Here is a 26,393-nt window from a genome sequence, read left to right as displayed (position 1 = left end):
TTGGGGTGAACCGCCTTTGCGCCCATCGGCGCAGATTTAATCGTTTCATAAACTGACCCTGACTCCCGGATTTCCTTACCCGAAAGGAGCGTGAACCTTACGTCAGACCACCTTGTGCGAACCGCGTCGTGCTGCCTAGTCTCACTTTCAGGGAGAGGGAACCTATGCGGCCAGAGATCTCAGTCTTCGCACTGATCTACCTTTTGGCGCCCGCCGCGATGATGCTGCTTGCACGGCATTCGACTTTGGCCGGGCGGCTGGGGCCGATTGTGCTGTGCTATATGGCCGGTTTGGCGTTGGGGCTGTCTGGTCTGCAGCCTGACGTGGCTGGTCAGGTCCGTGACGGGGTCATGGAGGCTAGCTTAGGACTGGCCCTGCCTTTGCTGCTGTTTGGAGTCGACGTTGGGGCATGGGGGCGGATCGCAGGTTCTGCGCTTTTGTCGATGGCGCTGGCCGTTGTCTCGGTCACGCTTGTTGCAACGGGCCTGTTCTTTGCGTTCCAAGCAGGCGGCACAGAGCAGAGTGAGCAGCTGTCCGGCATGGCTGTGGGGATGTATACAGGCGGTCTTGCGAATATGGGTGCGATCAAACTGGCACTGGATATCCCCGAGAACCGATATCTGCTGTTTGCAACCGTCGATACTGTTGTCGGCGCCGGTTACCTGCTGTTTGTGCTGACACTGGCCCCGTTGGTTTTCGCCCGCTTTCTGAAGCCCTTCCCGGGTGATCGCGACACGCAGGTTCCCGACACGGACGGGGCGAATGCGCCAAATATGCTCCGTCAGGGGGTGGTCGCTTTTCTGATTGGCGCATTTTGCGTGGCCGCAGCGGTGCTAATGACCCCTATGTTCAGCTTTGCGCCATCACAGGTCATGACCGTGGTTCTTCTTACGTCGCTGGGTCTGCTTGGTTCGGTCACACCGTCTTTGCGCAAAAACCGGGCCGCACCTCATATGGGCATGTACCTGCTTTACGTGTTTTCATTCAGCGTTGCGGCTTCGATGGATCTGGCGGAGTTGCGCGATATGGATCTGTCCGTTCTTGGCTTTGTGTTGATCGCCACCTTCGGCAGCTTCGGTCTGCACGCGCTACTTGCACGCGCCGCTGGGGTCGACAGGGATACGTTCCTGATCACCTCGGTCGCTGCCGTTATGTCGCCTGCTTTTGTGCCCATGGTCGCGCGCAGCTTGCGCAACCCTGCGATCTTGATGTCGGGCATGGCAACCGGCATTCTTGGCTTTGCCATCGGGAACTATCTGGGCATTTCACTGGCGCTGCTGTTGGCCGGGAAAGGATAGGATATGGATCATCAGAAATTGCCAGAGACAGGCCGCCCCGAAGGCGAGATCCTGGACCAGTTAAAATCCTTTGCCGAAAACGACCCGAATTACCGCGAGGGCCGGACGTGGAGCCTTGTTTATCATCTGGACGAAGACCACGACGCTTTCACAGCCAAGGCCTACAGCGCGTTCTCCTCGGCAAACGGATTGAATCCGGCCGCATTCCAAAGCCTCAAACGGATGGAGACGCAGATCATCTCAACCATGGCTGGGCTGCTGAAGGGCGGACCGGACACCTGTGGCGTGGTCACTGCGGGCGGCACCGAGAGCTGTCTGATGGCGGTCAAAACCTACTGGGACATGGCGCGCAAAAAGCGTAAAGTGACCCGTCCGAACATGATCCTGCCTAAAACAGCGCATGTCGCCTGGTTCAAGGCGGCCGAATATTTCGGCGTCAAGGCGCGCCTTTTGCCGATGACGCAGGACTACGCCACCGATATCTCCAAACTTGCGAGGATGATTGACGCGGGCACGGTGATGATCCTCGGCTCCGCGCCGGAATACCCGCATGGGACGATTGATCCGATCGCCGAGATGGGCGCGATCGCACAGTCCAAAGGCATTCCCTTGCATATCGACGCCTGCGTCGGCGGGCTGATCCTGCCCTTCATGGAGCGGAACGGCGTTGACCTGCCCGATTGGGATTTCCGGGTGCCGGGGGTGACGTCCATCTCGGCCGATCTGCATAAATACGGCTATGCGGCCAAGGGGGCGTCAACCATCCTGTATCGCAATCTTGACCTGTTGAAGCACCAGATGTTCGTCTTCCCGGACTGGCCCGGAGGGGTCTTTGCCTCGCCCGCTTTGCTGGGCACAAGACCAGGAGGCGCCTATGCCGCCGCCTGGGCGGTGATGCAGAAACTCGGTGAGGACGGCTACTGCCGGTTGGCGAAAGACACCACCGAAGCGGTCGAGACCTTGAAGACGGGAATAGCGGCGATAGACGGCCTGCGCATTCTGGGAAACCCGCAGGGGCCGCTGCTGGCCTATGGCTCAACCGATCCGCAACTGAACATCTATGCCGTGGCGGATCAGCTGGAGCGCGCCGGTTGGAGCATCAATCGCGTTCAAAACCCAGATGGCATCCATTGCATGGTCACCGCCAAACACCGGCATGTCACCGATGAATACCTGGCCGATCTCGCCCAGGCGGTTGCAACCGTTCGCGCCAACCCCGAGCTCGCCAAAACCGGAGGGGCCGCAACCTATGGCATGATGGCCCATGTCCCGCTGCGCGGCATGGTGAAATCCAAGGTGCTGGATGTGTTTGCCGAGATGTACCGGGCCGGTGGTGGAGATTTGCATCTGGATGACGGCAAGACCCCGAACCTGCTGGAACGCGGCATGGCCCGATATGTTCAGTGGAAAGCGCGGCGCAGTTAGTCCTTCAGATAACTCTTGTACGGCTTGGCTTTCCGGTTTCGGTATTTGACCGTCAGGTCTAGCGGCATGTCATTTTCGTCGTAGATCCCCAACACGATCCCCCTGCCCCGGCTTTTGGTTCGCATCTCGATCAGTTGCTGTTCAGACCGCGTCGTGCGCTGTGACGGGCGGCGTGTCCAAGCGAACAGGTGGTCATACATTTCACTGATCACCTCGGCATGATCTTCGCTGTCGCCCAGATCAACCAACTCCTCCGGGTCGTTTTCAAGATCGAACAGGATCGGACGGTGCCCGCCCTCACAATGGATCAGCTTCCAGCGTTTGTTGGCGACCATGAACATCACCGCAGCGCGGACAGAGGCGTTCATCCGCTCGGCAATTGGCGACGCGGAATAGTCGTATTCGCAGACCACCACATCCCGAGGCCGGTCCTGTGCCTGTCCATGCAGGATCGGCAACAGGGAATGACCTTCGAGGATATGACTGGCGACGCCGCCTCCGGCCACATCTACGAATGTCGGAGCAAGATCAATGGATTCGACCAGCGCATCGCTCACCATGCCTCGGGTCGCGTCGGCCTCGGGCGAAGGGTCATAGATGATCAGTGGCATTTTGGTCGAGGTATCGTGGAAGAACGTTTTCTCGCCCATCCAATGGTCGCCTAGAAAGTCGCCATGATCTGAGGTCAGAACGATCATCGTATCTTCCATCCGGCCGGTCCGCTCCATCCAGTCAAACAACCGGCCCATCTGATCGTCGGCCTGCTTGATCAGGCCCATATAGGCTGGGATCACCGCCTCACGCACATCCTGGCGCGAGAAGGTCTCACCGATTTTGGTCTCCATGAACGCTTTCAACACCGGATGCGCATTTTTGCGTTCCTCATCGGATCGCACCACCGGCAGCACATGCTCAGGCCCGTACATTGAGGCATAGGGCTCTGGCACGATATAGGGCCAGTGCGGTTTGATGAAGCTCAGGTGACAGCACCATGGGGCGTTATGGGTCTCCATGAACTCGATCCCGCGTCCGGTCAAATAGGGTGTCTCGCTGTCTTCTTCGGCGATATTTGCAGCCTCCGAGGAGTTCTTCAGGAACCAACCAGACAGAACATTGCCATCTGCATCCAACCCGGAATTTGCGAAGTCATGCCAGGGGTTGTCGCTTTCATAGCCTTTGTCTCGCAAATACTCATTGTAGGCCTTGGCCCCATCGGGGTCATAAAACCCGTCCGGACCTTCAGGGCGCATGCCGTCATCGCGTTCGAACACGTCAAAACCGCATTCCGCCACACGGGCGCCAATCAGGCTGTCCGGTTCAAGGCCGAGCCGCGCCATGCCCTCTACATCCGCGCGCATATGGGTTTTGCCAACCAGCCAGCACTCCATCCCTGCCTTACGCAGGTGGTCGCCCATCGTCATCTCACCGACCTTTAAGGGGATCCCGTTCCACGAGGCTCCATGCGAATGCACATACCGACCGGTATAGGTCGACATGCGCGAACTGCCGCAGATCGGTGATTGGATATAGGCGCGATTGAAGCGCAAACCCCGAGCGGCCAATCGGTCGATATTCGGCGTTTGAAGATGCGGATGCCCGTAGCAGCTCAGGTAATCCCAGCGCAGCTGGTCGAACATGATGAACAGGATATTCTTGGCTTTGGCCACATGCGCCTCCGGTCTGGTCAGGAGGCTATCTAGCCAATTCCCAATGGGCAGCGCAAATGCCGATTAGGCCTGACGCTCCATCTGCTCCAGCATCTTCTTGGCGCGTTTGCATTGCAGCTGATCACGCAGAGGGCTGTCAGGGTCGATGTCCTTTTGGCAGACCACGCATTTATCCGCGCCCGAGATCGCGTTCAAACCGCCGCAGCTGCCCTTGATGGTCTTACCCATCAACATCACGCCCAGCGACATGCCGACCATCACCAGAGACAGAAGAATAAAGGCCAGAATGAATGTGCTCATCTCGGTTCCTACCAATCAGTTGGTGTCCAGTGCGTCTTTGAACGCGCTGCTGTGCGAGGTTATATAGGCATCATCGCCGCCTGTCACATCCCGCGATATGAAATACACGGCAAGTTTATGCTCTTCGGCCAGTTGCATACCCTTTTCCCGACCCAGCGCCAGCATTGCAGTCGCCCAAGCATCCGCCATCATGGCGTTTACCGCCAGAACCGTGACCGAGGTCGTGCGATGCGTGATCGGACGCCCGGTTGTCGGGTCGATGATATGCGAATAACGCACGCCGTCTTGTTCGAAGTAGTTCTTGTAATCGCCCGAACTGGCCATGCCGCGATCGTCCAGCGACACGATCAGCTGCAGGCTCTGGGACCCGGCCTGAGGCTTTTCGATCCCGATCTGCCACGTTTCGCCCTTGTCGTTCTGGCCTTTTGAGACCAGATCACCGCCGATCTCAACCAGATAGTTTTCGATGCCTGCGTCCCGCAGGGTCTCGGCGACAGCGTCAATGCCATAGCCCTTGGCGATGGCCGACAGATTGATCCCAACGCCAGGTTCGGATTTTGCCAGCGTTCCTGCCTCAGCATCCAACGTCAAAAGCCGCTTTTGTCCAACGCCTGCCAGCGCGGCCTCGATATCAGCATCGGATGGCACGGGGTCTTCGGGCTTGCGCGGGCCAAAGCCCCAAAGTTCGATCAACGGGCCGAGTGTGACGTCAAAGGCTCCATCGGTTTTGTTATGAACGTCATTTGCGGCGGCCAGAACCAGCGCGAATTCGTCGGAGACAGCAACAGGGTCGGTGCTGGTGGACGCCGAAAAGGTGGAAACCTCGGAATTCGGATCCCAGTTCGACATCTTGGCGTTGACCGCAGCCAGAGTCTCCTCGACCGATGCAGCCAACGCGGTTTCGTCCAGATCCTCACCAATCGCAGTGACATTGAAGGTCGTGCCCATGGTCTCACCCGACAGGCGCACCACATCGGGTTCCTTGTCGAACAGGCAGCCAGTCAAAAGGGTGATAAGGGCCAGCGCAGGCAGTAGACGCATGGATCAGTCTCCGGGAAAAGCAGTGCCCGGCATATGCCAGCCACCCCGGTCAGAGTCAAACCGGCTTCACAGCTTCAGCGGCAAAAAACCCAACATCAAAAGGCCGATCCCGGCTGGAAGTCCGAACAACCACGCCCGCTTCTGCCACCCGTCCGGCTGCTGTTTCCACACCATGCGAAAATTATGGCCGCAGACCACCACAACAAAGAAAATCAGCGCAGCAATGGGGGGTGTCAGATAGATGTCACTCACAGGATTGGACTCCGGGTTTTCGCCGATGCGGGCATTTGCACCCTATACAGGCCATTTAGCTGCGCTAAGGTGAAAGGGAAAGACTTTGCAAGAACCAAAAAGGAGATTGCCCATGGCCCCAACCTCATACCAGGCCCCCACACGCGGCGACAAGCAGGACAAGTCCACCTACAGCCAGTCGACAGGATCGAACCTGTCGCAGTCGCAGACGACCGTGGCGAAACTGCTTGAGGGGAAAGGCGACGCGGTGTTCTCGGTCCGTCCGAACGAGACGATCCACACGGTGGTCAATATTCTCAAGGAAAAACACATCGGTGCCGTTCTGGTCACCGATCAGAACGGAGCGCTACAGGGCATTCTGTCCGAGCGTGACATCGTGCGCCGTATGGCTGATACGCCCGGCCAGACCCTGCCGCAATCGGTCGAGGATCTGATGACCAAAGAGGTTCAGAGCTGTTCACCCGACGATACGCTGAATGCGGTTCTGAAAACCATGACCGAAGGCCGGTTCCGCCACATGCCGGTGGTCCGTGATGGACTTTTGTGCGGTATGATCACCATCGGTGACGTCGTGCATTTCCGTCTGAAAGAGCTGGAATACGAGGCGCTGCGCATGAAGCAGATGATCGTTGGCTAAAGCAACCCGGCCCGCGGCGGTCTTTCGCCTCGGGCCAGACGACCTAAGCTGTTGCCGTGAATGTGACCCCTCCGGGATACATTTCGGCAGCGGTCAGGCAGTTGGTGACGAAAGCGCCGGTGTCGATCGAAATCACCCCATCTCGAACTTCGACCTGATCAACGATCGTGTGCCCATGCACCACCCATTGACCATCCCGGCGCGACTGCTGTCGGAACTTGGGATGACCCCAAAGGCAGGTTCTCCGGTCCTGTTTTTCCGCTGATGCCCGAGGGTCCAGAGCGGCGTGAACGACCGAGACATTGCCGCTGGTCCACATCAGGGGCCGCTCGGTCAGCCAATCCACAAGCTCCTGCCCCATGGCAATGCGCAAACGTTCCGCTAGATCGCCCTTGTCGGCGTCGAAATCCTTTATTCCAAAGGAGGCAAGCGTCTGGACGCCCCCGTTGTTCATCCACAGCGGGCCAATGCCAAACGGGTCTTCGAGAAACCGCAGCAACATTTCTTCATGATTGCCCAACAGGCAAGTTACCCGCCCGTTTGAAGTCAAACTCAGATGTTTCAACTGCCGCAACACCTGTGCGCTGTAGTCACCCCGGTCGATATAGTCACCGACAAACACCCAGGGCAGGCCCTCATCGAGCTTCGGTAGCAGGGCTTGCAACAGGTCCAGACGTCCGTGGATATCTCCGACCGCCACGAAACGCGCCTCGGGCCTAATGCCCGACACATCCGCGCCGCGCATTCCGCCCGGCCCAAGCAGCCCTTTGATCCAGCCCGTCACCATGCAAAGACCTCTACTCCGACCGGCTGCCACGGACAATCGGCAATCGGTCCGGAAACCGGCGGTTGACCAATGGCCGCGCAACCTTGATAGACATTGCAGACGGGTCGCCGAAGCGTGAGGGATGTATGAAGCGGGTTTTGATCACGGGCACGGCCGGATTTATCGGCTTTCACCTGGCGAAGCTGTTGCTGTCCGAAGGGTTCCGTGTGCATGGCTATGACGGGATGACAGACTATTACGACGTCGCCCTCAAGCAGCGTCGCCACCAGATGTTGCTGCAAAATTCCGGCTTTACCACCACCGAAGACATGCTGGAAAACCACGAACGGCTGATGCAGGTCGCGGATGAGTTTCAGCCCGAGGTGATCATCCACCTCGCCGCTCAGGCCGGTGTGCGCTACAGCCTTGAAGAGCCGCGCAGCTACATCAACTCGAACGTTGTCGGCACGTTCAACGTGATGGAGGTCGCGCGTCAGCACAAGGTTCAGCACCTTCTGATGGCCTCGACCTCTTCGGTCTATGGCGCGAATGAGGACATGCCCTTTACCGAAGTTGAGAAAGCCGATACGCAGCTGACGATCTACGCGGCGACCAAGAAGGCCAATGAGGCGATGGCCCATTCTTATGCCCATCTTTGGGACCTGCCGACCACCATGTTCCGGTTCTTCACGGTCTATGGCACCTGGGGGCGGCCCGATCTGGCGCTGTACAAGTTCGTCGACGCGATCCTCGAAGACCGCCCGATTGATATCTACAACCAAGGCGACATGTATCGCGACTTTACCAATGTCGAGGATCTGGTCCGTGGCATCCGTTTGCTGATCGACGTGCCTCCGGTGCGACCCGCCAGCGCGGATGAGGTCGAGGACGGCGACAGTCTGTCCCCCGTCGCGCCGTACCGGGTCGTCAATATCGGCAATGGTGACAAGGTGCGCCTGATGGATTTCATCGAAGCCATCGAAGCCGCGATCGGGAAAAAGGCCGTCCGCAACTACATGCCCATGCAAATGGGCGACGTCCCCGCCACATGGGCCAATACTGACCTGTTACAGCACCTGACAGGGTACCGCCCGGAAACTAATTTCAAAGACGGGATCGCGCAGTTTGTCGCGTGGTTCCGCGACTATCACGGCAAGTAAAGGGCTTAGACCGGAATGCTGGAAACCAATCCTGACGCCCGCAAAATCGCCGTGATTGGGTTGGGCTATGTCGGCCTGCCGCTGGCAGTTGCCTTTGGCAAAATCGGCCCCGTGGTCGGGTTTGATATCAACGCCGCACGTATCGACGCCTTGCGCAATGGTAAGGACGCAACGCAAGAGGTTGAACCCGAAGACCTTGCCGCGGCATCGGGTCTGAGTTTCACCACGCAAGCGTCCGACCTTGCGGAGTGCGACACCTTCATCGTCACGGTGCCCACCCCAATCACCGCAGGCAAACAACCTGATTTGTTGCCTTTACTCGCGGCCTCGGAAGCCGTGGGCATGGTCCTGAAACCCGGCGACCTGGTGATCTACGAATCCACCGTCTATCCCGGCGCGACCGAGGAAGACTGCGTACCAGTGCTGGAACGCACCTCGGGCCTGAGTTTCAACACTGATTTCTTCGCTGGCTACAGCCCCGAACGGATCAATCCCGGCGACAAGACCCATCGGATCGCGGATATCTGCAAGGTGACCTCGGGCTCGACCCCGCAGGTTGCGGATCTGGTCGATGCGCTCTATGCGCGGATCATCACCGCCGGAACGCACAAGGCCGAAAGCATCCGCGTGGCTGAGGCTGCAAAGGTGATCGAAAACACCCAGCGCGACCTGAACATCGCGCTGGTGAATGAGCTGGCGATGATTTTCGGCCGGATGGAGATCGACACCGAGGCCGTTTTGCGCGCCGCGGGGACCAAGTGGAACTTCCTGCCGTTCCGCCCCGGTCTGGTCGGCGGGCACTGTATCGGCGTGGACCCCTACTATCTGACCCACAAGGCCGAGACCGTGGGCCATCACCCTCAGATCATTCTGGCCGGGCGGAGGCTGAACGATCGGATGGGCAGTTATGTGGTGTCTCAACTGGTCAAACGCATGACCCGAAGCGGCATCAATGTCGGAGCAGCACGTGTTCTGGTTCTTGGCCTGACCTTCAAAGAAAACTGTCCTGACCTGCGGAACACACGCGTCGTTGATATCATTGAGGAATTGCAGAGCTATGGCATCAGCGTCGACGTCCACGATCCCCATGCCGACCCCGCCGCAGCCGAGGCTGAATACGGCCTCTCGCTTTCAAGTTCCCCTCAGGACGGAACTTATGATGCAGTCGTTCTGGCCGTCGCGCATCAGGAATACAAAGACGCTGATCCGTCAACATTCCGAGCTTACGGCAAACCCAACAGCGTGGTATTCGACATCAAGTCCTGCCTGCCAAGGGACGCGAGTGACTTGAGGCTCTGATGCGGTCTGGAGACCACCAAAAAAAGCCGGCGCATGTTGCGCCGGCTTTTTTGTCTCTTACCCGCCGAAATCGTCGAGCATGATGTCTTCGCGGTCCACACCCAAATCCAGCAGCATGTTGATGACCGACTGGTTCATGATTGGAGGACCACACATGTAGAACTCGCAATCTTCAGGCGCGGGGTGGTTCTTGAGGTATTCCTCGAACAGAACGTTGTGGATGAAGCCGGTATAGCCCTTCCAATCGTCCTCGGGCTGCGCATCCGACAAGGCGACGTGCCAATCGAAATTGTCGAACTCTTCGGCCAATTGGTCGAAATCCTCGACAAAGAACATCTCTTTCTTCGACCGCGCACCGTACCAGAAGCTGATCTTGCGATCACGGTTCTCAAGACGCTTGAGCTGGTCGAAGATGTGGCTGCGCATGGGGGCCATGCCCGCGCCACCGCCGATGAAGACCATCTCTTTTTGGGTTTCGCGGGCGAAGAACTCACCGAACGGACCCGAGATGGTGACCTTATCACCCGGTTTCAGGTTGAAGATGTATGACGACATTTGACCCGGAGGGATGCCATCGGAACCCGGAGGAGGCGAGGCAACACGGACGTTCAGCATGATCATGCCCTTTTCGTCCGGATAGTTCGCCATGGAATACGCACGCTCAATCGGTTCTGCGACGATAGACTCGTACTGCCACAGATTGAAGCGATCCCAGTCCTCGCGATATTCCTCTTCTACGTCGAAATCGGTGTATTTCAACTGGTGCGCGGGAGCTTCAATCTGGATGTAGCCACCAGCGCGGAAGTTCACGTCCTCGCCTTCGGGCAGGTCCAGGGTCAGAGCCTTGATGAAAGTCGCCACGTTCTCGTTCGAGCGAACGGTGCATTCCCATTTCTTAACGCCAAAGACTTCCTCGGGGACTTCGATGTCCATGTCCTGCTTGACCGCAACCTGACAGGACAGACGGTCACCACAGGCCGCTTCACGCTTGGTGATGTGGCTTTCCTCGGTCGGCAGGATCGATCCGCCACCGGAATGCACCTTCACCCGGCACTGCGCGCAGGTACCACCGCCACCACAGGCAGACGGAACGAAGAGCTTTTCGGCCGCCAAGGTCTGCAGCAGCTTGCCACCGGCAGGGACCGAGATGGTCTTTTCGCCGTTGATGGTGATGTTCACATCACCGGTCGAGACCAGTTTCGAACGGGCGGCCAGAATGATCGTCACCAGCGCGATGACGATCACTGTGAAAAGGGCAACGCCTAAACCAAAAGTTTCCATTCTGCCCTCCTTACAGTTTCACGCCCGAGAAGGACATGAAGGCCATCGCCATCAGACCCGCGGTGATGAAGGTGATCCCCAGACCTTGCAGACCGTCGGGAATGTCCGAATATTTCAGCTTTTCGCGAACGCCCGCCATTGCGGTGATCGCCAGTGCCCAGCCAAAGCCCGAAGACAGGCCATAGGTGGTTGCCTCGGCAAAGTTGTAATCCCGTTCCACCATGAACAGCGAACCACCCAGGATGGCGCAGTTCACCGTGATCAGCGGCAGGAAGATCCCCAGCGCGTTGTAGAGCGGCGGGAAATACTTATCCAAAACCATCTCGAGGATCTGAACCATCGCCGCAATCACGCCGATATACGAGATTAGGCCAAGGAAGGTCAGGTCCACATTCGGGAACCCGGCCCAGGACAGCGCACCCGGTTTCAGCAGGTAGTTCAGCAGCAGGTTGTTGGCAGGAACGGTGATGGCCTGCACGACCATGACCGAAATCCCCAGACCCAGCGCGGTTGAGATCTTCTTCGACACGGCGATGAAGGTACACATCCCCAGAAAGAAGCTGAGCGCAAGGTTTTCGACAAAGATGGCCTTTACGGCCAGTGAGATCAGACCTTCCATCAGTGGGCCTCTACCTGCTGAATTTTGTATTCACGCTCTTCCACCTGGTTCGGCTTCCATGTGCGGAAGGCCCAGATGATCAGACCGATGATGAAGAACGCCGACGGGGGCAGCAGCAGCATGCCGTTGGGCACGTACCAGCCGCCGTTGTTGACGGTCTCCAGAATGGTGACACCGAACAGCGACCCGGCACCGAACAGCTCACGAATGAAGCCGACCAGCAGCAGGATCAGGCCGTAGCCCATGCCGTTGCCCATGCCGTCGATAAAGGACGCAACCGGAGGGTTCTTCATCGCAAACGCCTCGGCGCGGCCCATCACGATACAGTTGGTGATGATCAGGCCGACGAAAACCGACAGAGTTTTCGAGATCTCAAACGCATAAGCCTTGAGGATCTGGTCCACCAGGATCACCAGCGAAGCGATGATCACCATCTGCACGATGATCCGGATCGAGCCGGGGATTTGGTTGCGCAGGCAAGAGATGAAGAAGGACGAGAACGAGGTCACGAAGATCACCGCCAACGCCATCACCATCGACACCTGCAGCGACGAGGTCACCGCCAGCGCCGAACAGATGCCCAGCACCTGCAAGGTAATCGGGTTGTTGTCGACAAGCGGGTCGACCAGCATCTCTTTCTTGGTCTGGGACATCAGAGCTCTCCTGCTTGCAGTTTGGCCAGAAACGGTGCGTAGCCCGCATCGCCCATCCAGAATTTCACCAGGTTATCGACACCCACCGAGGTCAGGGTCGCCCCCGCGAGCGCGTCGATATAGAAGTCGGGTCCGGCGGCGGGCTGGGATTTCGACACGGTGATTTGCAGATCACCATTATCGTCACGCAGCTTCTTGCCATTCCACAGCGCCTTCCAGCGTGGGTTGTCCACCTCAGCCCCAAGACCGGGGGTTTCACCGTGCTGATAGAACTGCAGGCCATAAATGTCGTTGCCGTTGTTCTCCAAAGCGATAAAGCCATAGAGTGTAGACCAAAGACCGTAGCCATGCAGCGGTAGGATAACCTTATCCAAGGCACCTGCATCATCGCGCAGCAGGTAGATCACGCGATAGTTCGACTTGCGGCCAATGCCCGCCGGGTCATCATCCAGCGCGACGCTCAGTTCAGGGTCGCTGGCGGCTGCGATATCGTCGAACGTGGCCGGATCAAACTGATCATCGACAAACTCGCCTGTCGCCAGTTCAAGCACATGAGGTTCAAACGCGGCGAAGGCTTCGGTCACGTCGATGCCGGGCTCATAAACGCCCGCCACCTGCAAAACGTTGACCTGCTTGTCCTTCAGGCGGTTGGTCTCCTGCACCGGGCGCAAGCTAACAGCGGCCGCGGACACGACCATCGAGGCGACCAGACAGACAGCAACCGCGATGATGATCGTCTTGCCGACAGAGTCCGGCGAGGCTGCCAGAAACTTGGCAATTGCGCCTTTAGGTGCCTCGTTTTGATCTGGGGATTGCGTATCAGACATGGCGACGCGCCCTCCGTTTGATGTTGGCTTGGACGACGAAGTAGTCGATCAGCGGAGCAAAGACGTTGCCGAACAGAATGGCCAGCATCATGCCTTCGGGGAAAGCCGGGTTGATGACACGGATCATCACAACCATGATACCGATCAGCGCGCCATAGATGTAGCGACCCATGTTGGTGTGGCTGGCCGAAACAGGCTCGGTCACCATGAAGGCCAGACCGAAGGCATACCCACCAATGACCACATGCCAGTACCAAGGCATCGCGAACATTGGGTTTGTGTCCGAACCGATCAGGTTTAACAGCAGGGTAAAGCCAATCGTGCCAGCCAAACAGCCTACAATCAGGCGGTAGTTGGCGATCCGAGTGGCCAGCAGGAAGGCCAGACCGATCATACAGGCAAGGGTCGAAGTCTCACCGAAACTGCCTTGGATCGAGCCGAAGAACGCGTTCCACCAGGTGATGCCGTCAGCGGCCAGAGCCTGAAAGCCCTGCGACGCGGAGACGGACAGCGCGGTTGCGCCCGAGAAGCCGTCAACCGGCGTCCAGACTGTGTCACCGGACATGCTCGCCGGGTATGCAAAGTACAGAAACGCACGACCGACCAGAGCCGGGTTCAGGAAGTTCTTGCCGGTGCCGCCGAAGACTTCTTTCCCGATTACAACGCCGAAGATGATGCCCAACGCTACCTGCCAAAGAGGCGCGGTTGCAGGCATAATCAGCGTGTAAAGCATTGAAGTAACGAGGAAACCTTCGTTTACTTCGTGGCCCCGCACGGTGGCAAAAATGACCTCAAAGATACCACCCGCGACAAGCGTCACGATGTAGATCGGCAGGAAATAAGTGAGCCCGTGCATCACGTTGGCAAAGACGCTGGAGGGGTCCAGCGAGATACCAAACATCTGCAGCAGAGCAATCCGCCATCCGGTCGCCGATTCAGGCCCCAGCAGCGCAATGGCCGAGTTCGCCTGATAGCCGGTATTGTACATCCCCCACAGGATACAGGGGATCGTCGCGATCACGACGTAGGTCATGATCCGCTTCATGTCGATATACGACCGAGCATGCGGCGCGGCGGTGGTTACAGTTTTCGGAGTGTAGATGAAGCTTTCCACCATCTCGTAGATGGGGAAGTACTTCTCGTACTTGCCACCCTTAGTAAAGTTTGGCTCGATCCGATCAAAGAAGCTGCGCAAACCCATTTGGATCAGCCCTCCTTTTCAATCTTGGCGAGGCAGTCGCGAAGCGCCAGCCCATATTCATATTTCGCCGGACAGGCAAAGCCGACAAGGCCCAGATCCTCTTCGTCCAGCTCCAGTGCACCCAGTGCCTGAGCGGTATCGGTGTCCATCACCAGCAAGGCCCGCAGCAGCTGCGTGGGCAGGTAATCCTGCGGCATTAGCCGTTCGAACACACCTGTCGGCACCATCGCGCGACGGCCACCGTTGAGGTTGCTGGTCAGATTATACAGTTTGTTGGACAATGCCGAACCCAGAACCGGCTGGACCGAGTATTTCGACGGCATCGGACGAATCCAGCCCATCGGAATCTGATCGTGGTCTTCCCGGATGATGGTGATTTGACGCGCGAACCGGCCCAGATAGGCGGTCGGCCCTTCGGCCTGCGTGCCCGACAGAACCGAGCCCGAAATAATCCGGGGTGTTCCGTCCAAGTTGATCTCATCCTTCGTCATCTCATCCGTCGACGCACCCATTGCGGTGCGGATCAAACGCGGCTGACGTGCGCCAGGCCCGGACAAAGCGATCACGATATTCGGATCCAGATGGCCGGACTGCATCAGGCGGCCAATTGCGATAACGTCCTGATATCCGATGGTCCAAACTTGTTTGTCGCCAGCGAGCGGCTCCAGGAAGTGGATGTGAGTACCCGCCAGACCGGCAGGGTGTGGACCTGCGAAGGCCGCCGCTTCCACTCCGGCTACGTCTGTGCCGGGGATTGCCTCGCCGTCCTTGTGGCACAGGTAGGTCTTGCCATCCGACAGCTTGGCAACCGCCGCCAGACCGGCGGCAAAAGCTTCCCCTGCATCGGCGATTATCACAGCGGCATCAGCGGCCAGCGGCTCGCTATCCATCGCGGTGACAAAGATCGCCGCCGGTTTGGTGCCGGGGGACGGCATTTTCGAATATGGCCGTGTGCGGAACGCAGTCCAAAGACCCGCCGCGCAGAGTTTCTCTGCCACGCCCTCGGCCGTGTCGCCATTGCCCACGCCCGAGAAATCAACGCCCGCGTCATTCGGGTCGGAGATTTCGATCACAACGCTTTGCAAAACGCGGCGCGCACCCCGGTTGATCTGAATGACCTTGCCGGTCATCGGGGCAACCATCATCGCCTCGGGGACGTCCTTGTGGCAGAACAGCGGAGTGCCACGCTGCACCTCATCGCCTTCCTGAACCAGCATGCGGGGTTTCAACCCCAAATAGTCACCGCCCAAAGCCGCAACCTGGCTGAATTCCGGCCCTGGCTGGATCGTTTGATCCGGGGCACCCTCAATCGGCAATTCCAGCCCTTTTTTCAGTTTGAAAGTTTGCATCTCGCTACTGTCTTCCAAGCCTCTCTCCTGCGCCAGCTATCATAGCCCAATTGGAAGAGGCATCTGATAGCGCGGATGATGAACCGACCGAGTCGCAAAGAGCTATTTGCGGGTCGGAATCCGCAGGCGTGTGTCTGATGTCGGTCCTTTACGCGCCGACGACCAGAAACGCAAACCCGTTAGGCTCGAAATTATCTATTGTTTGTCACTTTGTCTTAATCGAATGTTCATATTGGCGCTAACACACCGATATTTTGCCGGTCGCACCTCTGCCGCATCCGGTGTAAGCAACAAAAATGAGCATGACCCATGACCTAGATATCTTCCTGGTGGCAACACCGGGCCTCGAAACCCTGCTCTGCGCCGAGGCCACGCAGCACGGATTCGCAGGCGCGCGTATCGTGCCGGGCGGCGTCAGCTGTACGGGCGATTGGTCAGAGGTCTGGCGGGCCAATCTTGTCCTGCGCGGTGCCAACAAGGTTCTGGTGCGCATCGGCAGCTTTCCTGCCGTCCATCTGGCCCAACTGGATAAACGCGCGCGTAAGTTCCCATGGTCTGACTTCCTGCGCCCCAATGTTCCCCTCAAGGTCGAAGCCACCAGCCGAAAGTCCCGCATTTACCATGCCGGGGCCGCGCGCCAGCGTATTGAGGGCGCAATCTCTGACACCCTGGGCGCACCGATTTCTCCCGAGGCCGATCTGCGCGTTCTGCTGCGCATCGAAAAGGATCTCTGCACGCTGTCGATCGACAGCTCAGGCGAGCCGCTGCACAAGCGCGGCCACAAAACCGCTGTCGCCAAAGCCCCCATGCGCGAGACCATGGCCGCTATGTTCCTGCGCGAATGCGGGTTCGAGGGGACGGAGCCGGTTCTCGATCCTATGTGCGGCTCGGGCACCTTTGTGATGGAAGCCGCCGAGATCGCCCTTGGGCTGGCGCCGGGACGTTCGCGATCCTTCGCTTTCGAACAGCTATCCGGGTTCGACAAAGCGGCCTGGCAGGCAATGCGGAGCGCGTGCCACCCATCCGAAAGCCCCCTTCAGTTCTACGGCTCCGACCGAAACACAGGCGCTGTCGAGGCCGCCTCTGCCAACGCCGAACAGGCTGGTGTGGCGGAGCACACCCGATTTCAGCATCGTTCAGTCAGCGATATCAAACCACCCCCCGGCCCCGCTGGTTTGGTCATCGTGAACCCACCATACGGTGCACGGATCGGTGACGAAAAACGTCTGCGGTCGCTATACGGCAGCCTTGGCAAAACGCTGACGAACCGCTTCCAGGGTTGGCGCGTCGGTGTAATCACCAGCACCCCTGCCCTCGCCCGCGCGACGCGCCTGCCTTTTCTGCCGACTGGTCCGTTCGTCGATCACGGCGGCACGAAAATTCGCCTGTATAGAACCGAGATACTGCAATAGTGCATTCATCCCAACTCAGCAGAACACGCCAGGACTTTTCCAATTTCGCCCTCAAGAATCCCCCTTGCGCATCCCAACCCACGCGTATAGACCCGCCGCCACGGTCGGAGTGTAGCTCAGCCTGGTAGAGCACTGTCTTCGGGAGGCAGGGGTCGGAGGTTCGAATCCTCTCACTCCGACCAATAAAATCAATCAGTTAAATACGAATGAACTGCGCCGCCGCAGCAGCATACCCGGATTTTGTCCGGATTATTCTGTTTTCAGGGTCTGGTTTCCGAAGAAAAGTGAAAGAAAAACCGCTGAGGGGGCGGCCACCCACCTCAACGGTAATGCAAATTTATCTGCACGAACAGAATACCAAATTCGCAGCCGGTCCGCAATCGCGGGAGGCGCATATGTCTAGGCTCAATCGCTTTGAATGGCTCAAGGCCGTTCTGCAATGCGCTGACCTCAACTCGTCAACTAAGGTAGTTGCCTCAGCGCTTTCGGTACAGTTCGCCAACGACAGGACCGGCCAACTCAATCCCTCACTAAAAACGCTTGATGAGTTCCTGGTCGGAATGTCGCTAGCAACCATCAAACGCTGCCTCAAACAGCTTGTCGAGTTCGGTTGGCTGTTTCGAACTGAAGGGCGTGGCGCAGGCAATCACACAGAATACGACCTTCGCTCCCCAACAAAAATCATCCCGTTTCGCCGGAGGAAAAAGGATGCACCGATGAGCCTTTCAGAAGGGCGAAAGGGTTCGCCCGTGAGAGACAAAGGGCGCATGGGTGATCTTTCCTATATAAAGAAAGAACAATCCATAGAACAAAACCTCGCGCTTGAGCCGGATCTGCCGAATGGTGGGCCATCCGACTCGGCGCGCGTGGGCAGTGCGCAACCCGAATTCGTCTCGCGCCAATCTTTCGGCTGCCGCCAATGGGAGCAGTTCACCGAACGAATGTTTGGTGCTTGGATCGACCGGGTACTTCCTGAAGCCATCGAAAACAACGAGCGCGGCTACTGGCTCCCCGGCAGGTTCCCTCCAACGAACAAGAACGAGTGGCCCGTGTTGCGCAGCTGGCTCATCACCGAAGGCTGGACCCTGTTTGCACCATCGAAGCAGGAACTGTGCCATGCGGTCTGAGCAAAGAGCAAGGCGACCCATGTCATACGCTGGCGCTGCTGACACGGGACCTTGCGAGGGGTGGCAAGCCTCCCCTTCGAACCCCACCGGCGGAGGCACGCCGCCCGCCAAAGCGCCGCTCACCGAGACCTTCGTCTTTCGATGTAGCGTTGCTGAGAAGGCTGAGCTTCGCGCCAAAGCCGAAGCTGCCGGAGTGTCTGCCGCGACCCTCTTGCGCGAAGCCTTGGGTCTGACGGAAGCACGTCGTCGCAAGCCTGCGCCTCGCGTCGACCCCGCTCTGGTCCTGGCACTAGGGCGCATTGGCGGTAACCTCAACCAGGTTGCGCGGGTTGTGAATCGGGCGCTTCTGATTGGTCGGGTTGACATGGATACGCTGGCCGTCGCCCGACAACTGGTTGTGATTGAACGCCAGCTTACCAAGATCCTTGATGAGGCACGACAATGCTGATCAAGTTCTTTCCCAATGGCAAAGGCGCGGGTGCTGGTCCAGTTGGCTATCTCGTCACGCGTGAGGTCTTGGCCTATGACTCCAATCGCGATCTAATCCGCGATGCTGATGGCCAGCCCATGACGGTCATACGCGATCCTTTGCCTGAAGTGCTGCGCGGCGATTCCACCCGCACCGAGGCCCTGATCGACGCCAGTCGCAATCAGTGGACCTACCGCGCGGGCGTCATCAGCTTTGCCAGCGAGGACGCACCCACCGAAGCCCAGCAGGTCGAAGTCATGAACGCCTTCGAGGCACTGGCATTCGCTGGTATGGACAGTGAGCAATTCGACTTGCTCTGGGTCCGGCACAGCCACGAAGACCGAGTTGAGCTGCATTTCTGTACACCGCGTTTGGAGCTGACAACCGGTAAAAGCCTCAACATCGCGCCACCTGGCTATCGGACAGCCTATGACAGTCTGCGCGACTTAATGAACAAGACGCACGACTGGGCCGATCCGATGGATCTGGAACGCACACAGGAGGTTCAAGCCACCGTTGAGGCCCCAACTAGGGCACAGGGCCGCGAAGAACTCCACGAATGGATCTTAGACCAGATCAGCATCGGCACCATCACCGACCGCGCAAGCATGGTCGATGCTCTGACCGACGCAGGTTTCGATATCCCCCGCGTAAGCAAAAATTACATCACGGCCAAAGACCCCGACACAGGCGAACGCTGGCGATTGAAAGGAGAGATTTTCCATGACGACTGGCAAGCCGACCCGGCTGAGCGAGAAATTGAACGCGGACTTGGACAAGATCCGAAAAGAGCACGCCGCCTTGATGGATTCTCAATTGCAGAGCTTCAGGAGCGATATTCAAGCATGTGTAACACTCGCGCGGAATACAATCGAAGCCGATACCCGCACGTTTTTGGATTGGAGCGGGACGACCTGGCAGAGTCACATCGACAAGATCAAATTCCTGATTCAGATCTCACCTTGGGCGGTGATAACGGCCTGTATGGTGTTGATCGCAGCAACCTTAGGACTGACTTTTCTGTGGAGCTGGAAACTCTCAACGATAGCCGCCTCGACGCAGCTAGAGAGGTTGGGCATCCAGGCGGTACTTCACGAGGGAGCGACTTATTTGATCCTGCCGCCAGAAACATCAAGCATGCGCACCTGTTCGGTGGCGAGCCGATTGGTTTCTTGCATCAGAGTGGAGCCAAACTAGATGGACCAATCCCTGACAGCCTTGGAGCGAGATTTGCTCGCGTGCGTCGAGCAGTTGGTGACGGCTTGCGAGACCTCCGCCTCGGAATTGCGCAATTTGGAAGAACGCTCGACGACCGGGATCGAGGCCAGGCTAAATGGCTTAACGCAGTGCATCGAGCTGCTGATGAAATCACGTCTCAAGTCCGTAGCTACATTGGCCGACTTGCTGACCGAAGAACAGAACTACACCACGCTGGAAGAGAACTTGCAGACGAGTTTGAAGCTAGCGAGAGCCGCCGAAACTCTGCTGCAAGAGAGCTGAATCATGGGCTGCTTGAACGAGACCAAGACTACGGCTTCCATCTTTGATCTGAAGGAATGACGATACCCACTCATCACGAACGCTTCACCATGAGCTTCCGCCAATCCTGCGCCTGCGGGATTGACTACAGAGAATTTGAAAGAGTCGACTCGCTACCGATAGGCATTCCACTAGTTGCAATTGCAGGGGTTTGGGGCGATTGCTACAACTTACGGTGTCTGTTTATGGACACTGACGGAAATCAGTATTTGCGGAATGTGTTCAGGACCAAAAACGGCTACTTGATACCAGAACTTGGGGTCGATGCGAAAATGATCAAAATAGGCCAAGTTGTTCTAGCCTAGCGCTCAACTGCGTATTCTCAGTGAATTCGTAGCGTGAGAACTTTTCGGTATTGCACTTCTTGCATTCGTCTAGAAAGTAGAGACTCCGGTTCCCCAAAGATCGTGGGAACGTATGAGCGTTAGTCCTTTTTCCAAATGCCTTTGACCCTGTGGCGTCGCAGAATCGACACCTCATGCGGTCACCAAGAAATCGAGGCTCGTCCTCCGGTCCCACTAGTTCCTGAACGATTTTATCATAGAGTTTCACTTGTAATCCTACTCAGGTGGGCCTGGGCTGTTTTTTGCGCGTTTCTGGCGATCTAGGGCGCAGTGAGCGCCTGCTCCAACAGTCGTCTCCTGCACCGATCTCGAAAGCATCAGAAATGGCGGCAACTGGAATATCGCCCAGGTGAGCACTTTCGATCTCTGCCATAAATCTTTTTGTCGATTCTTCTAACTTCCAAAGGGCTCTGATTTCCCTCCCGGATTTGATGTTCTCTGCCACTACATCGGTGTTTATTCGCAGCCAAACAGATCGCCCCCATTGTCTCTTGAAAGGGAGAAACTCACCAATAGAACTTGTGAAGAACTCAGCTTCGTATTCTTGCAAATCAAAGCCTTTAGGGAAATCAAAGAGGCTAACCCCTCCTTCAGCCCGCACAAAAGGCGTGCCTCCATAACGCTCACTATCTGGCAACGGGGGATCTACAAAATGAAACCTGTATCTAGAATTTTCTCAAACCGAAGTACGGACGTGGTGTGCCACATACTTCCCTCAAGGTACTTTGAAATAAAGTCTGGTATTGTTACCATATTCTTTGAGTCTCAGCTTTCATATCAACCATGGATTGCGACAAAACGGGCCTCATTCAAACGGTCTTTCGCCATCGCTTAGGGTTATTACTCGAAATGGTGAAGAGTATCGGTTCTGACGCTCCCTGCAAGGTCCGCATTGGGCTGCGACCTGCCGATTTTCCCTACAGCATTTTTTGGCACGGTAAAGGCAACTTTGGGCTCTTTTTCCATTCGGCACCAACCGCATAGAATGGCAGCTCCGAGCCCACTGTAACCGATGCTGCAAAGTCACCAAACGTCCGCTAAAGTCGTCTGGGGGAATGATCTAAGTGTCCAGCATCGATAGTGGACTCTGTGGGCGTGCGCTGTAAGTAGGTGGGAAAAGCGGTTTGGGGAGGCCGCTCACGATTAAGTTAAAGCCCCAGTTGTCCTTTCATCATAGCAAGGTATTCAGCGTCATCCATTGCCTTACGGGCTGCGATTACCTGCTCGGCATCCGGGCCTGCGATGTAGCGCAATTGATCGCTGCCATCTGTGGCGGCCTGCATGATCGTTTCTGCCACCATAATGGGGTCAGATCCTTGTGAGCCAGCGGCTTGCATAGCGGCGAGCGCCTTGTCCATAAAGGGACCATACTCAGCCTGCTCCGGGTCATAGTTAATCATTGATCCAGTTGTTTCAGCAAAGTTGGTATTGATCATTCCTGGCTCGATCAGCTTCACTTTGATTCCTATAGACTCAAGCTCGTAGGAGAGCGATTCCATCATGCCCTCTACGGCAAATTTTGAACCGTGATAGAGCGTGCCAAGCGGGAAGGTGATTTTGCCGCCCATGGAAGAGATGGTGATGATGGTTCCTTCACCTGCTGCCCGCATGTAGGGAAGCACGTTTTTCGTGACCAGCAGCGCACCGATGACGTTCACGTCGAACTGCATACGGATCGCTTTTTCGGGCGTGGATTCCAATATGCCATATGCGCCGTAACCAGCATTGTTCAAAAGCACATCGATCTTGCCAAAGCGCTCAATCGCCTCAGCCATCGCGCCTTTGATGGTCTCTTCGTTGGTCACATCGAGAGCGGTCACCAACACATTGTCTAACGCGTTCAGCTCGTCATCATCTTTTGGGTTGGAGCGCACGGTTGCGACAACGTTCCAGCCCTTCTCCTGAAAGAACTTGGCGGTCATGCGCCCGATGCCGCTGGAGCACCCTGTGATTAGAATTGTTTGTGTCATATTCATCTCCTGCCATGGTCTATGTATGCCTCGCCGGATTGGCGAAATCGGGCGCGATGCAAATCAAGAGATCACGCCATTCTTAGTGATCCCGATGGGCCTCATGCCCACCGGGTTGAATCAATGGGCCGTCATCAAAAGTCTTTGCCGTGCAGGCTGTCCAAGGCCATTTGCCCGGCGAGCTTGGCGAACCGGCCCCAGCTTTGATCGACCGAGTATTTGGACGCGTTCACCAACATGTGGTCCACTTGCTTCCGGTTCGTGAAGGCGAAGGCAGACGCCCCAAAATCGTCGATAATCACCGATTTCACGACGTTCTCGAAGTTCAGACCGTTGCCAAAATTGCCTACTCCAGAAACAAAGTCGTCTGTTGTCTCACCACAACCGCCCCATGTCAGATAGGCATTGAGCCAGATATTGGGTGGCACATTGTTGACCGCGATACCGCCATAGTCGAGCTCGTGAACGGCTGAGTGAACAGCCGCTTCGTTGGCTTTGAAGGTGTCATTGTCCACGAGCATCATGCAGCCAAGCGTGCCGAGCAGACGATTGTTGCAAAAGTCCACGGCTTTGGTGAGGTAATCGCCTGCGTCGTTTTCCGTATCCAAAGGAAGCTCGCTGAAGATTTGGCAGAAGGCTTCATTGCTGACCGCAAAATCATCTTCACCAATGCCCGGTATGAACACGAAGTCACTGTTGGGGTGGTTGCCGCCTTCGGGTTTCAATACCTCTGCGGTTGGCTGGTTCTCGAGGAACGCTTCCTTGGTCTTATCAACACCTGGATAGTAAGTAGAGGTCCCGAAAGTTGTCTCAGAGATCGCATTGCGCAACGCCTTGATGAACTGATCGCGCTGCGGCCAGTTCTTCGACGTGATGATCGTTTGTGGCCGTCCGCAAACCGCGCCGCCATTAAGCTTGCCGACCGATGCCAGTTGGATCGCCCAATGCTCGATTTCCTTGTCAGTCCACTTCCCCGGAACGATGAGGCAGGGGTTGTTGCCACCACACTCTGAAACGAGCGGAGCGCTCGCTGCGTTCTGGATCGCGTGGGCGACGCCGGTCGATCCGGTAAAGTAAATCGAGTGAAGCCCCTCGAGGGCGGACATTTCGCGTCCTTGATCGCCGTCGATGAAAGCCAGCGCGCCACGCTCGATGAGCGGGGCGAAAATCTTCGCCCACACCTTGTCAGACTCTTCGTTCAGCTGGTGCGGCTTGTGGATCACGGCTTTGTTTTCGAGAAAGAGCGCCATCGCCATCTCGATGGAGGAGCTGTAGTTGCCGGCTCCAGAGACCGCGATAATGCCGGCAGGCCTATCGAGGGGATTGACCTGCTTTGGCTCACCGGCGACATGCAGGAAGCCTCTTACTTTGCCTGCAATCAGCTTGTCTTTCTTGTAGAGCGGAAAAACCTCGATCTCGGAGCGATCATCCGGCAACTGCTTGATACCGATTGGCTTTGGCAATTCTCCGTGCACAAGCGACTCATGGAGATGCCGGATCCCCATCAGCGTATTGCCCATTGCGTTGACGGTCGTGACAATCCCTTCTGAGTGAGAAACGCCCTCTGCGCCAACCTGTTCATTCTTCATCGCTGCATCGGCGGTGCCCAATTCATCGCAGTATTTCAGGATGTTCTCCTGAATCTCCACAATAAGGGCTAGCCGTTCCACGACCGAAGTTTCGGCCCATGCTGTCGGATTGAGGCTGTCAAATGCGTCCTGCGCTTTCATGGGCAGTTCCTTAGGTAATAGATTGAATTCACAGAAATTTCTAACAAGCACTCAAAAAACCAACAATATCATTTGGTGCCATTAGACTTGCCGAAGAGGACGGATCACTCTGCTCGATTTGTCTTCGCCCTGTGGACGCGGTCCCGAAGCTCGGCCTCCCACTCACTTTGCGTCTCCTGATATTTGGCGACCATTTCCTCGTTTTCATGTATTGCGACGCCAGGCTTGTGAAGCTCAGCCGTCTCCAACATGCGGGTTCGCTCAAACGCGTCATACTCATCCATCATGCGTCCTGCGGCGTCTTTGCTATGCCCCAGAGCCTCCAACGCTGATCGCGCAGTGCGTATCGAGCTGTCATAGGTTTCACGGATGATGTCGCGGCACCCTGCATCCCACAGATCGAAGACGTGAATGCGGTCATAGGCACGGGCAATCACATGTACATTTGGATGGGTTTCGCAAACATAACGGACGAGCTCAGTGGTTTGATCCTTGCCATCAATGGCAACAATCAAAAGCTTGGCTTCGTCGATGCCCGCAGCTTTCAGGAGGTCGTGGCGAGTGGCATCTCCATAGTACACTTTGAGGTCGATTAGGCGCAGCATCTCCAATTGCTGGCTGCTGTAATCAACGACAGTCGTCTCATAGCCAGACGCACGCAATGCGATATTGACGATTCCGCCAACGCGTCCATGCCCGGCGATGATGATACCCGAGTGATCTTCGATCTCGTCTGATGCGGTGTCCTCATCAGAAATGTAGCGCGGTACGATCAAACGCTCATAGACGATAAACATCAGCGGTGTTGCCAGCATTGAGAGCGCAACCACCAACAACAAAGTGTCGGCGACACCGCCAGGGATGACGGCATTTGCAACGGTGAAGGAGAGCAAAACAAAGCCGAACTCACCTGCCTGCGCGAGACCCAGACCAAAGAGCCATTGGTCGCTGCCTCGGATTTTGAAAACCCGTGCCAAAGCCAGCAATATGATGGCTTTGACCGCGATCAGGCCAAAGGTCAGCCCCATGATGGATCCGAAGCTGCCAAAGAGCAGATCGAAATCCATACCGGCGCCAACGGTCATGAAAAACACGCCCAGGAACAGGCCGCGAAACGGATCAATATCGCTTTCAATTTCGTGGCGATATTCGCTGCTGGCGAGAACGACACCCGCGAGGAATGTGCCAAGTGCCGGCGACAGGCCAACCATTGTCATCAGAAGCGCAATGCCAAGTACCACCATCAGGGCTGTGCTCACAAAGAGCTCGCGCAGCCGCGCTCTGGCAACAAAGCGGAAGAGGGGAGTGACGAGATATTGTCCGATCACAATCACCCCACCAATGGCCATGACCGTCACGATGGCGGTCTGCCAACCGCTGAGATGTTCAACCAGAGAAATGTTGAACCCGGAGCCGGCGTGATCGTCTGCGTGGCCCGAACCGTGGCTAAGCGCTTCGGTAAGCTCCGGCAGGGCGAGAAGCGGGACCAATGCCAGCATTGGGATTACGGCGATGTCTTGCGCGAGTAGCACAGAGAAACTGGACTGCCCGCCGTCGGAGCGTGACAGGCCTTTCTCCTTCAGGGTTTGATTGACAATCGCCGTTGAAGAAAGAGCGAGCACCAAGCCAATAGCGAGCGAGACGGTCCAGGGCTGGCCGAGCACGAGAGCGATCAAGGCAAAGGCTATGGTCGTCAGACCGATCTGCAGGCCTCCAAGTAAAAAAATTCGATTGCGAAGTGCCCAAAGCTCGCGTGGGTTCATTTCCAGGCCGATCAAAAACAGCATCATTACAACGCCGAACTCGGCGAAATGCTGGAGAGCGATGACGTCTGCTCCGATCGCGCCAAGTATGGGGCTGAGCGCAATGCCCGCGATCAAATAGCCAAGGACGGACCCCAGGCCAAACCGCGTCGCCAGCGGGACCGCGATCGCACCGGCAAAGAACAATGAAAATGTGATGAGCATGAAATCAGCCGACAAACTCAAACTCCCAGAAAAGGTTGATATGTGTCGCGCGCAGCCTGA

Annotated in this window: 24 protein-coding genes and 1 tRNA gene; 10 read left to right on the top strand and 15 right to left on the bottom strand. The window is 56.9% G+C overall.

The features are described from left to right. Nucleotides 1–164: 164 nt before the first annotated feature. Nucleotides 165–1,298 carry a DUF819 family protein gene (locus ACP15L_RS18670; RefSeq protein ID WP_425085321.1) on the top strand — a complete coding sequence of 378 codons (1,134 nt, stop codon included), beginning with the start codon at nt 165–167 and terminating at the stop codon, nt 1,296–1,298. 3 nt (nt 1,299–1,301) lie between these two features. Continuing rightward, nucleotides 1,302–2,723 carry a pyridoxal phosphate-dependent decarboxylase family protein gene (locus ACP15L_RS18665; RefSeq protein ID WP_425085320.1) on the top strand — a complete coding sequence of 474 codons (1,422 nt, stop codon included), beginning with the start codon at nt 1,302–1,304 and terminating at the stop codon, nt 2,721–2,723. Here the strand turns inward: ACP15L_RS18665 and ACP15L_RS18660 are convergent. The 4 genes from ACP15L_RS18660 to ACP15L_RS18645 form a co-directional block, all read right to left on the bottom strand. Next, entirely contained in the window at nt 2,720–4,360 is a 1,641-nt protein-coding gene (locus ACP15L_RS18660; RefSeq protein ID WP_425085395.1) for a sulfatase-like hydrolase/transferase, read from the bottom strand. The genes ACP15L_RS18665 and ACP15L_RS18660 overlap by 4 nt on opposite strands. A gap of 93 nt (nt 4,361–4,453) precedes the next feature. Next, entirely contained in the window at nt 4,454–4,690 is a 237-nt protein-coding gene (gene nqrM, locus ACP15L_RS18655; protein WP_170377292.1) for a (Na+)-NQR maturation NqrM, read from the bottom strand. A gap of 15 nt (nt 4,691–4,705) precedes the next feature. Then, a complete protein-coding gene (locus tag ACP15L_RS18650) occupies nt 4,706–5,731 on the bottom strand; it encodes an FAD:protein FMN transferase (RefSeq protein WP_425085319.1) in 1,026 nt (341 codons plus the stop codon). A gap of 66 nt (nt 5,732–5,797) precedes the next feature. After that, nucleotides 5,798–5,983, bottom strand: a complete 186-nt coding sequence (locus ACP15L_RS18645; protein WP_170377287.1) for a hypothetical protein — start codon at nt 5,981–5,983, stop codon at nt 5,798–5,800. Nucleotides 5,984–6,095: 112 nt separating this feature from the next. Here ACP15L_RS18645 and ACP15L_RS18640 point away from each other — a divergent pair, with 112 nt between their 5' ends. Beyond that, nucleotides 6,096–6,620 carry a CBS domain-containing protein gene (locus ACP15L_RS18640; protein ID WP_170472451.1) on the top strand — a complete coding sequence of 175 codons (525 nt, stop codon included), beginning with the start codon at nt 6,096–6,098 and terminating at the stop codon, nt 6,618–6,620. 43 nt (nt 6,621–6,663) lie between these two features. Here the strand turns inward: ACP15L_RS18640 and ACP15L_RS18635 are convergent, their stop codons facing one another. Continuing rightward, on the bottom strand, nt 6,664–7,407 hold the full coding sequence (locus ACP15L_RS18635; RefSeq protein WP_425085318.1) for a metallophosphoesterase: 744 nt from the start codon (nt 7,405–7,407) through the stop codon (nt 6,664–6,666). Between the two features lie 125 nt (nt 7,408–7,532). On the opposite strand from ACP15L_RS18635, the gene ACP15L_RS18630 reads away from it, so the two are divergent. Both ACP15L_RS18630 and tviB read left to right on the top strand, forming a co-directional pair. Next, nucleotides 7,533–8,546: an SDR family NAD(P)-dependent oxidoreductase gene (locus tag ACP15L_RS18630; RefSeq protein WP_425085317.1), complete on the top strand. Its 1,014-nt coding sequence runs from the start codon at nt 7,533–7,535 to the stop codon at nt 8,544–8,546. A 15-nt stretch (nt 8,547–8,561) separates the two neighbouring features. Next, a complete protein-coding gene (tviB, locus tag ACP15L_RS18625) occupies nt 8,562–9,845 on the top strand; it encodes a Vi polysaccharide biosynthesis UDP-N-acetylglucosamine C-6 dehydrogenase TviB (RefSeq protein WP_425085316.1) in 1,284 nt (427 codons plus the stop codon). 57 nt (nt 9,846–9,902) lie between these two features. Here the strand turns inward: tviB and nqrF are convergent, their stop codons facing one another. From nqrF to ACP15L_RS18595, 6 genes are read right to left on the bottom strand one after another with little or no spacing between them, the layout of a single operon-like run. Further along, nucleotides 9,903–11,126 carry an NADH:ubiquinone reductase (Na(+)-transporting) subunit F gene (gene nqrF / locus ACP15L_RS18620; protein WP_425085315.1) on the bottom strand — a complete coding sequence of 408 codons (1,224 nt, stop codon included), beginning with the start codon at nt 11,124–11,126 and terminating at the stop codon, nt 9,903–9,905. 10 nt (nt 11,127–11,136) lie between these two features. Next, nucleotides 11,137–11,745, bottom strand: coding sequence for an NADH:ubiquinone reductase (Na(+)-transporting) subunit E (gene nqrE, locus ACP15L_RS18615; protein WP_170377273.1), 609 nt, complete (start codon nt 11,743–11,745; stop codon nt 11,137–11,139). Then, nucleotides 11,745–12,398: an NADH:ubiquinone reductase (Na(+)-transporting) subunit D gene (locus tag ACP15L_RS18610; RefSeq protein WP_152460184.1), complete on the bottom strand. Its 654-nt coding sequence runs from the start codon at nt 12,396–12,398 to the stop codon at nt 11,745–11,747. Before ACP15L_RS18610 ends, nqrE begins: the two co-directional genes overlap by 1 nt. Then, complete coding sequence (locus ACP15L_RS18605; RefSeq protein WP_170554954.1) at nt 12,398–13,225, bottom strand: Na(+)-translocating NADH-quinone reductase subunit C; 828 nt, start codon at nt 13,223–13,225, stop codon at nt 12,398–12,400. The genes ACP15L_RS18610 and ACP15L_RS18605 overlap by 1 nt, the downstream gene beginning before the upstream one ends. Continuing rightward, the gene (locus tag ACP15L_RS18600; protein ID WP_170472437.1) at nt 13,218–14,426 is read right to left on the bottom strand and encodes an NADH:ubiquinone reductase (Na(+)-transporting) subunit B; all 1,209 of its coding nucleotides are present in this window, start codon (nt 14,424–14,426) and stop codon (nt 13,218–13,220) included. Before ACP15L_RS18600 ends, ACP15L_RS18605 begins: the two co-directional genes overlap by 8 nt. A gap of 5 nt (nt 14,427–14,431) precedes the next feature. Next, a complete protein-coding gene (locus ACP15L_RS18595; protein WP_425085394.1) occupies nt 14,432–15,775 on the bottom strand; it encodes a Na(+)-translocating NADH-quinone reductase subunit A in 1,344 nt (447 codons plus the stop codon). Nucleotides 15,776–16,071: 296 nt separating this feature from the next. Between ACP15L_RS18595 and ACP15L_RS18590 the strand changes: the two genes are divergently transcribed. From ACP15L_RS18590 to ACP15L_RS18570, 5 genes are all read left to right on the top strand, one after another. Further along, nucleotides 16,072–17,187 carry a THUMP domain-containing class I SAM-dependent RNA methyltransferase gene (locus ACP15L_RS18590; RefSeq protein ID WP_425085314.1) on the top strand — a complete coding sequence of 372 codons (1,116 nt, stop codon included), beginning with the start codon at nt 16,072–16,074 and terminating at the stop codon, nt 17,185–17,187. Nucleotides 17,188–17,292: 105 nt separating this feature from the next. Then, nucleotides 17,293–17,369 (top strand) — tRNA-Pro (locus ACP15L_RS18585). Between the two features lie 24 nt (nt 17,370–17,393). Further along, complete coding sequence (locus tag ACP15L_RS18580; protein WP_058281560.1) at nt 17,394–18,314, top strand: hypothetical protein; 921 nt, start codon at nt 17,394–17,396, stop codon at nt 18,312–18,314. 19 nt (nt 18,315–18,333) lie between these two features. Further along, nucleotides 18,334–18,762, top strand: a complete 429-nt coding sequence (locus ACP15L_RS18575; protein WP_082643591.1) for a plasmid mobilization protein — start codon at nt 18,334–18,336, stop codon at nt 18,760–18,762. Then, nucleotides 18,756–20,330: a relaxase/mobilization nuclease domain-containing protein gene (locus ACP15L_RS18570; protein WP_170367310.1), complete on the top strand. Its 1,575-nt coding sequence runs from the start codon at nt 18,756–18,758 to the stop codon at nt 20,328–20,330. The genes ACP15L_RS18575 and ACP15L_RS18570 overlap by 7 nt, the downstream gene beginning before the upstream one ends. Before the next feature lie 556 nt (nt 20,331–20,886). Here the strand turns inward: ACP15L_RS18570 and ACP15L_RS18565 are convergent. The 4 genes from ACP15L_RS18565 to ACP15L_RS18550 form a co-directional block, all read right to left on the bottom strand. Further along, complete coding sequence (locus ACP15L_RS18565; protein WP_170463067.1) at nt 20,887–21,303, bottom strand: hypothetical protein; 417 nt, start codon at nt 21,301–21,303, stop codon at nt 20,887–20,889. 511 nt (nt 21,304–21,814) lie between these two features. Beyond that, on the bottom strand, nt 21,815–22,636 hold the full coding sequence (locus tag ACP15L_RS18560) for an SDR family oxidoreductase (protein WP_170329059.1): 822 nt from the start codon (nt 22,634–22,636) through the stop codon (nt 21,815–21,817). 134 nt (nt 22,637–22,770) lie between these two features. Then, on the bottom strand, nt 22,771–24,366 hold the full coding sequence (locus tag ACP15L_RS18555; protein ID WP_425085313.1) for an aldehyde dehydrogenase family protein: 1,596 nt from the start codon (nt 24,364–24,366) through the stop codon (nt 22,771–22,773). 104 nt (nt 24,367–24,470) lie between these two features. Continuing rightward, complete coding sequence (locus ACP15L_RS18550; RefSeq protein WP_425085312.1) at nt 24,471–26,333, bottom strand: cation:proton antiporter; 1,863 nt, start codon at nt 26,331–26,333, stop codon at nt 24,471–24,473. Nucleotides 26,334–26,393: the final 60 nt, after the last annotated feature.

The organism is Ruegeria profundi, from assembly GCF_049800715.1.
GTDB lineage: Bacteria > Pseudomonadota > Alphaproteobacteria > Rhodobacterales > Rhodobacteraceae > Ruegeria > Ruegeria profundi_A.
This window is presented reverse-complemented; position numbering and strand designations above follow the sequence as displayed.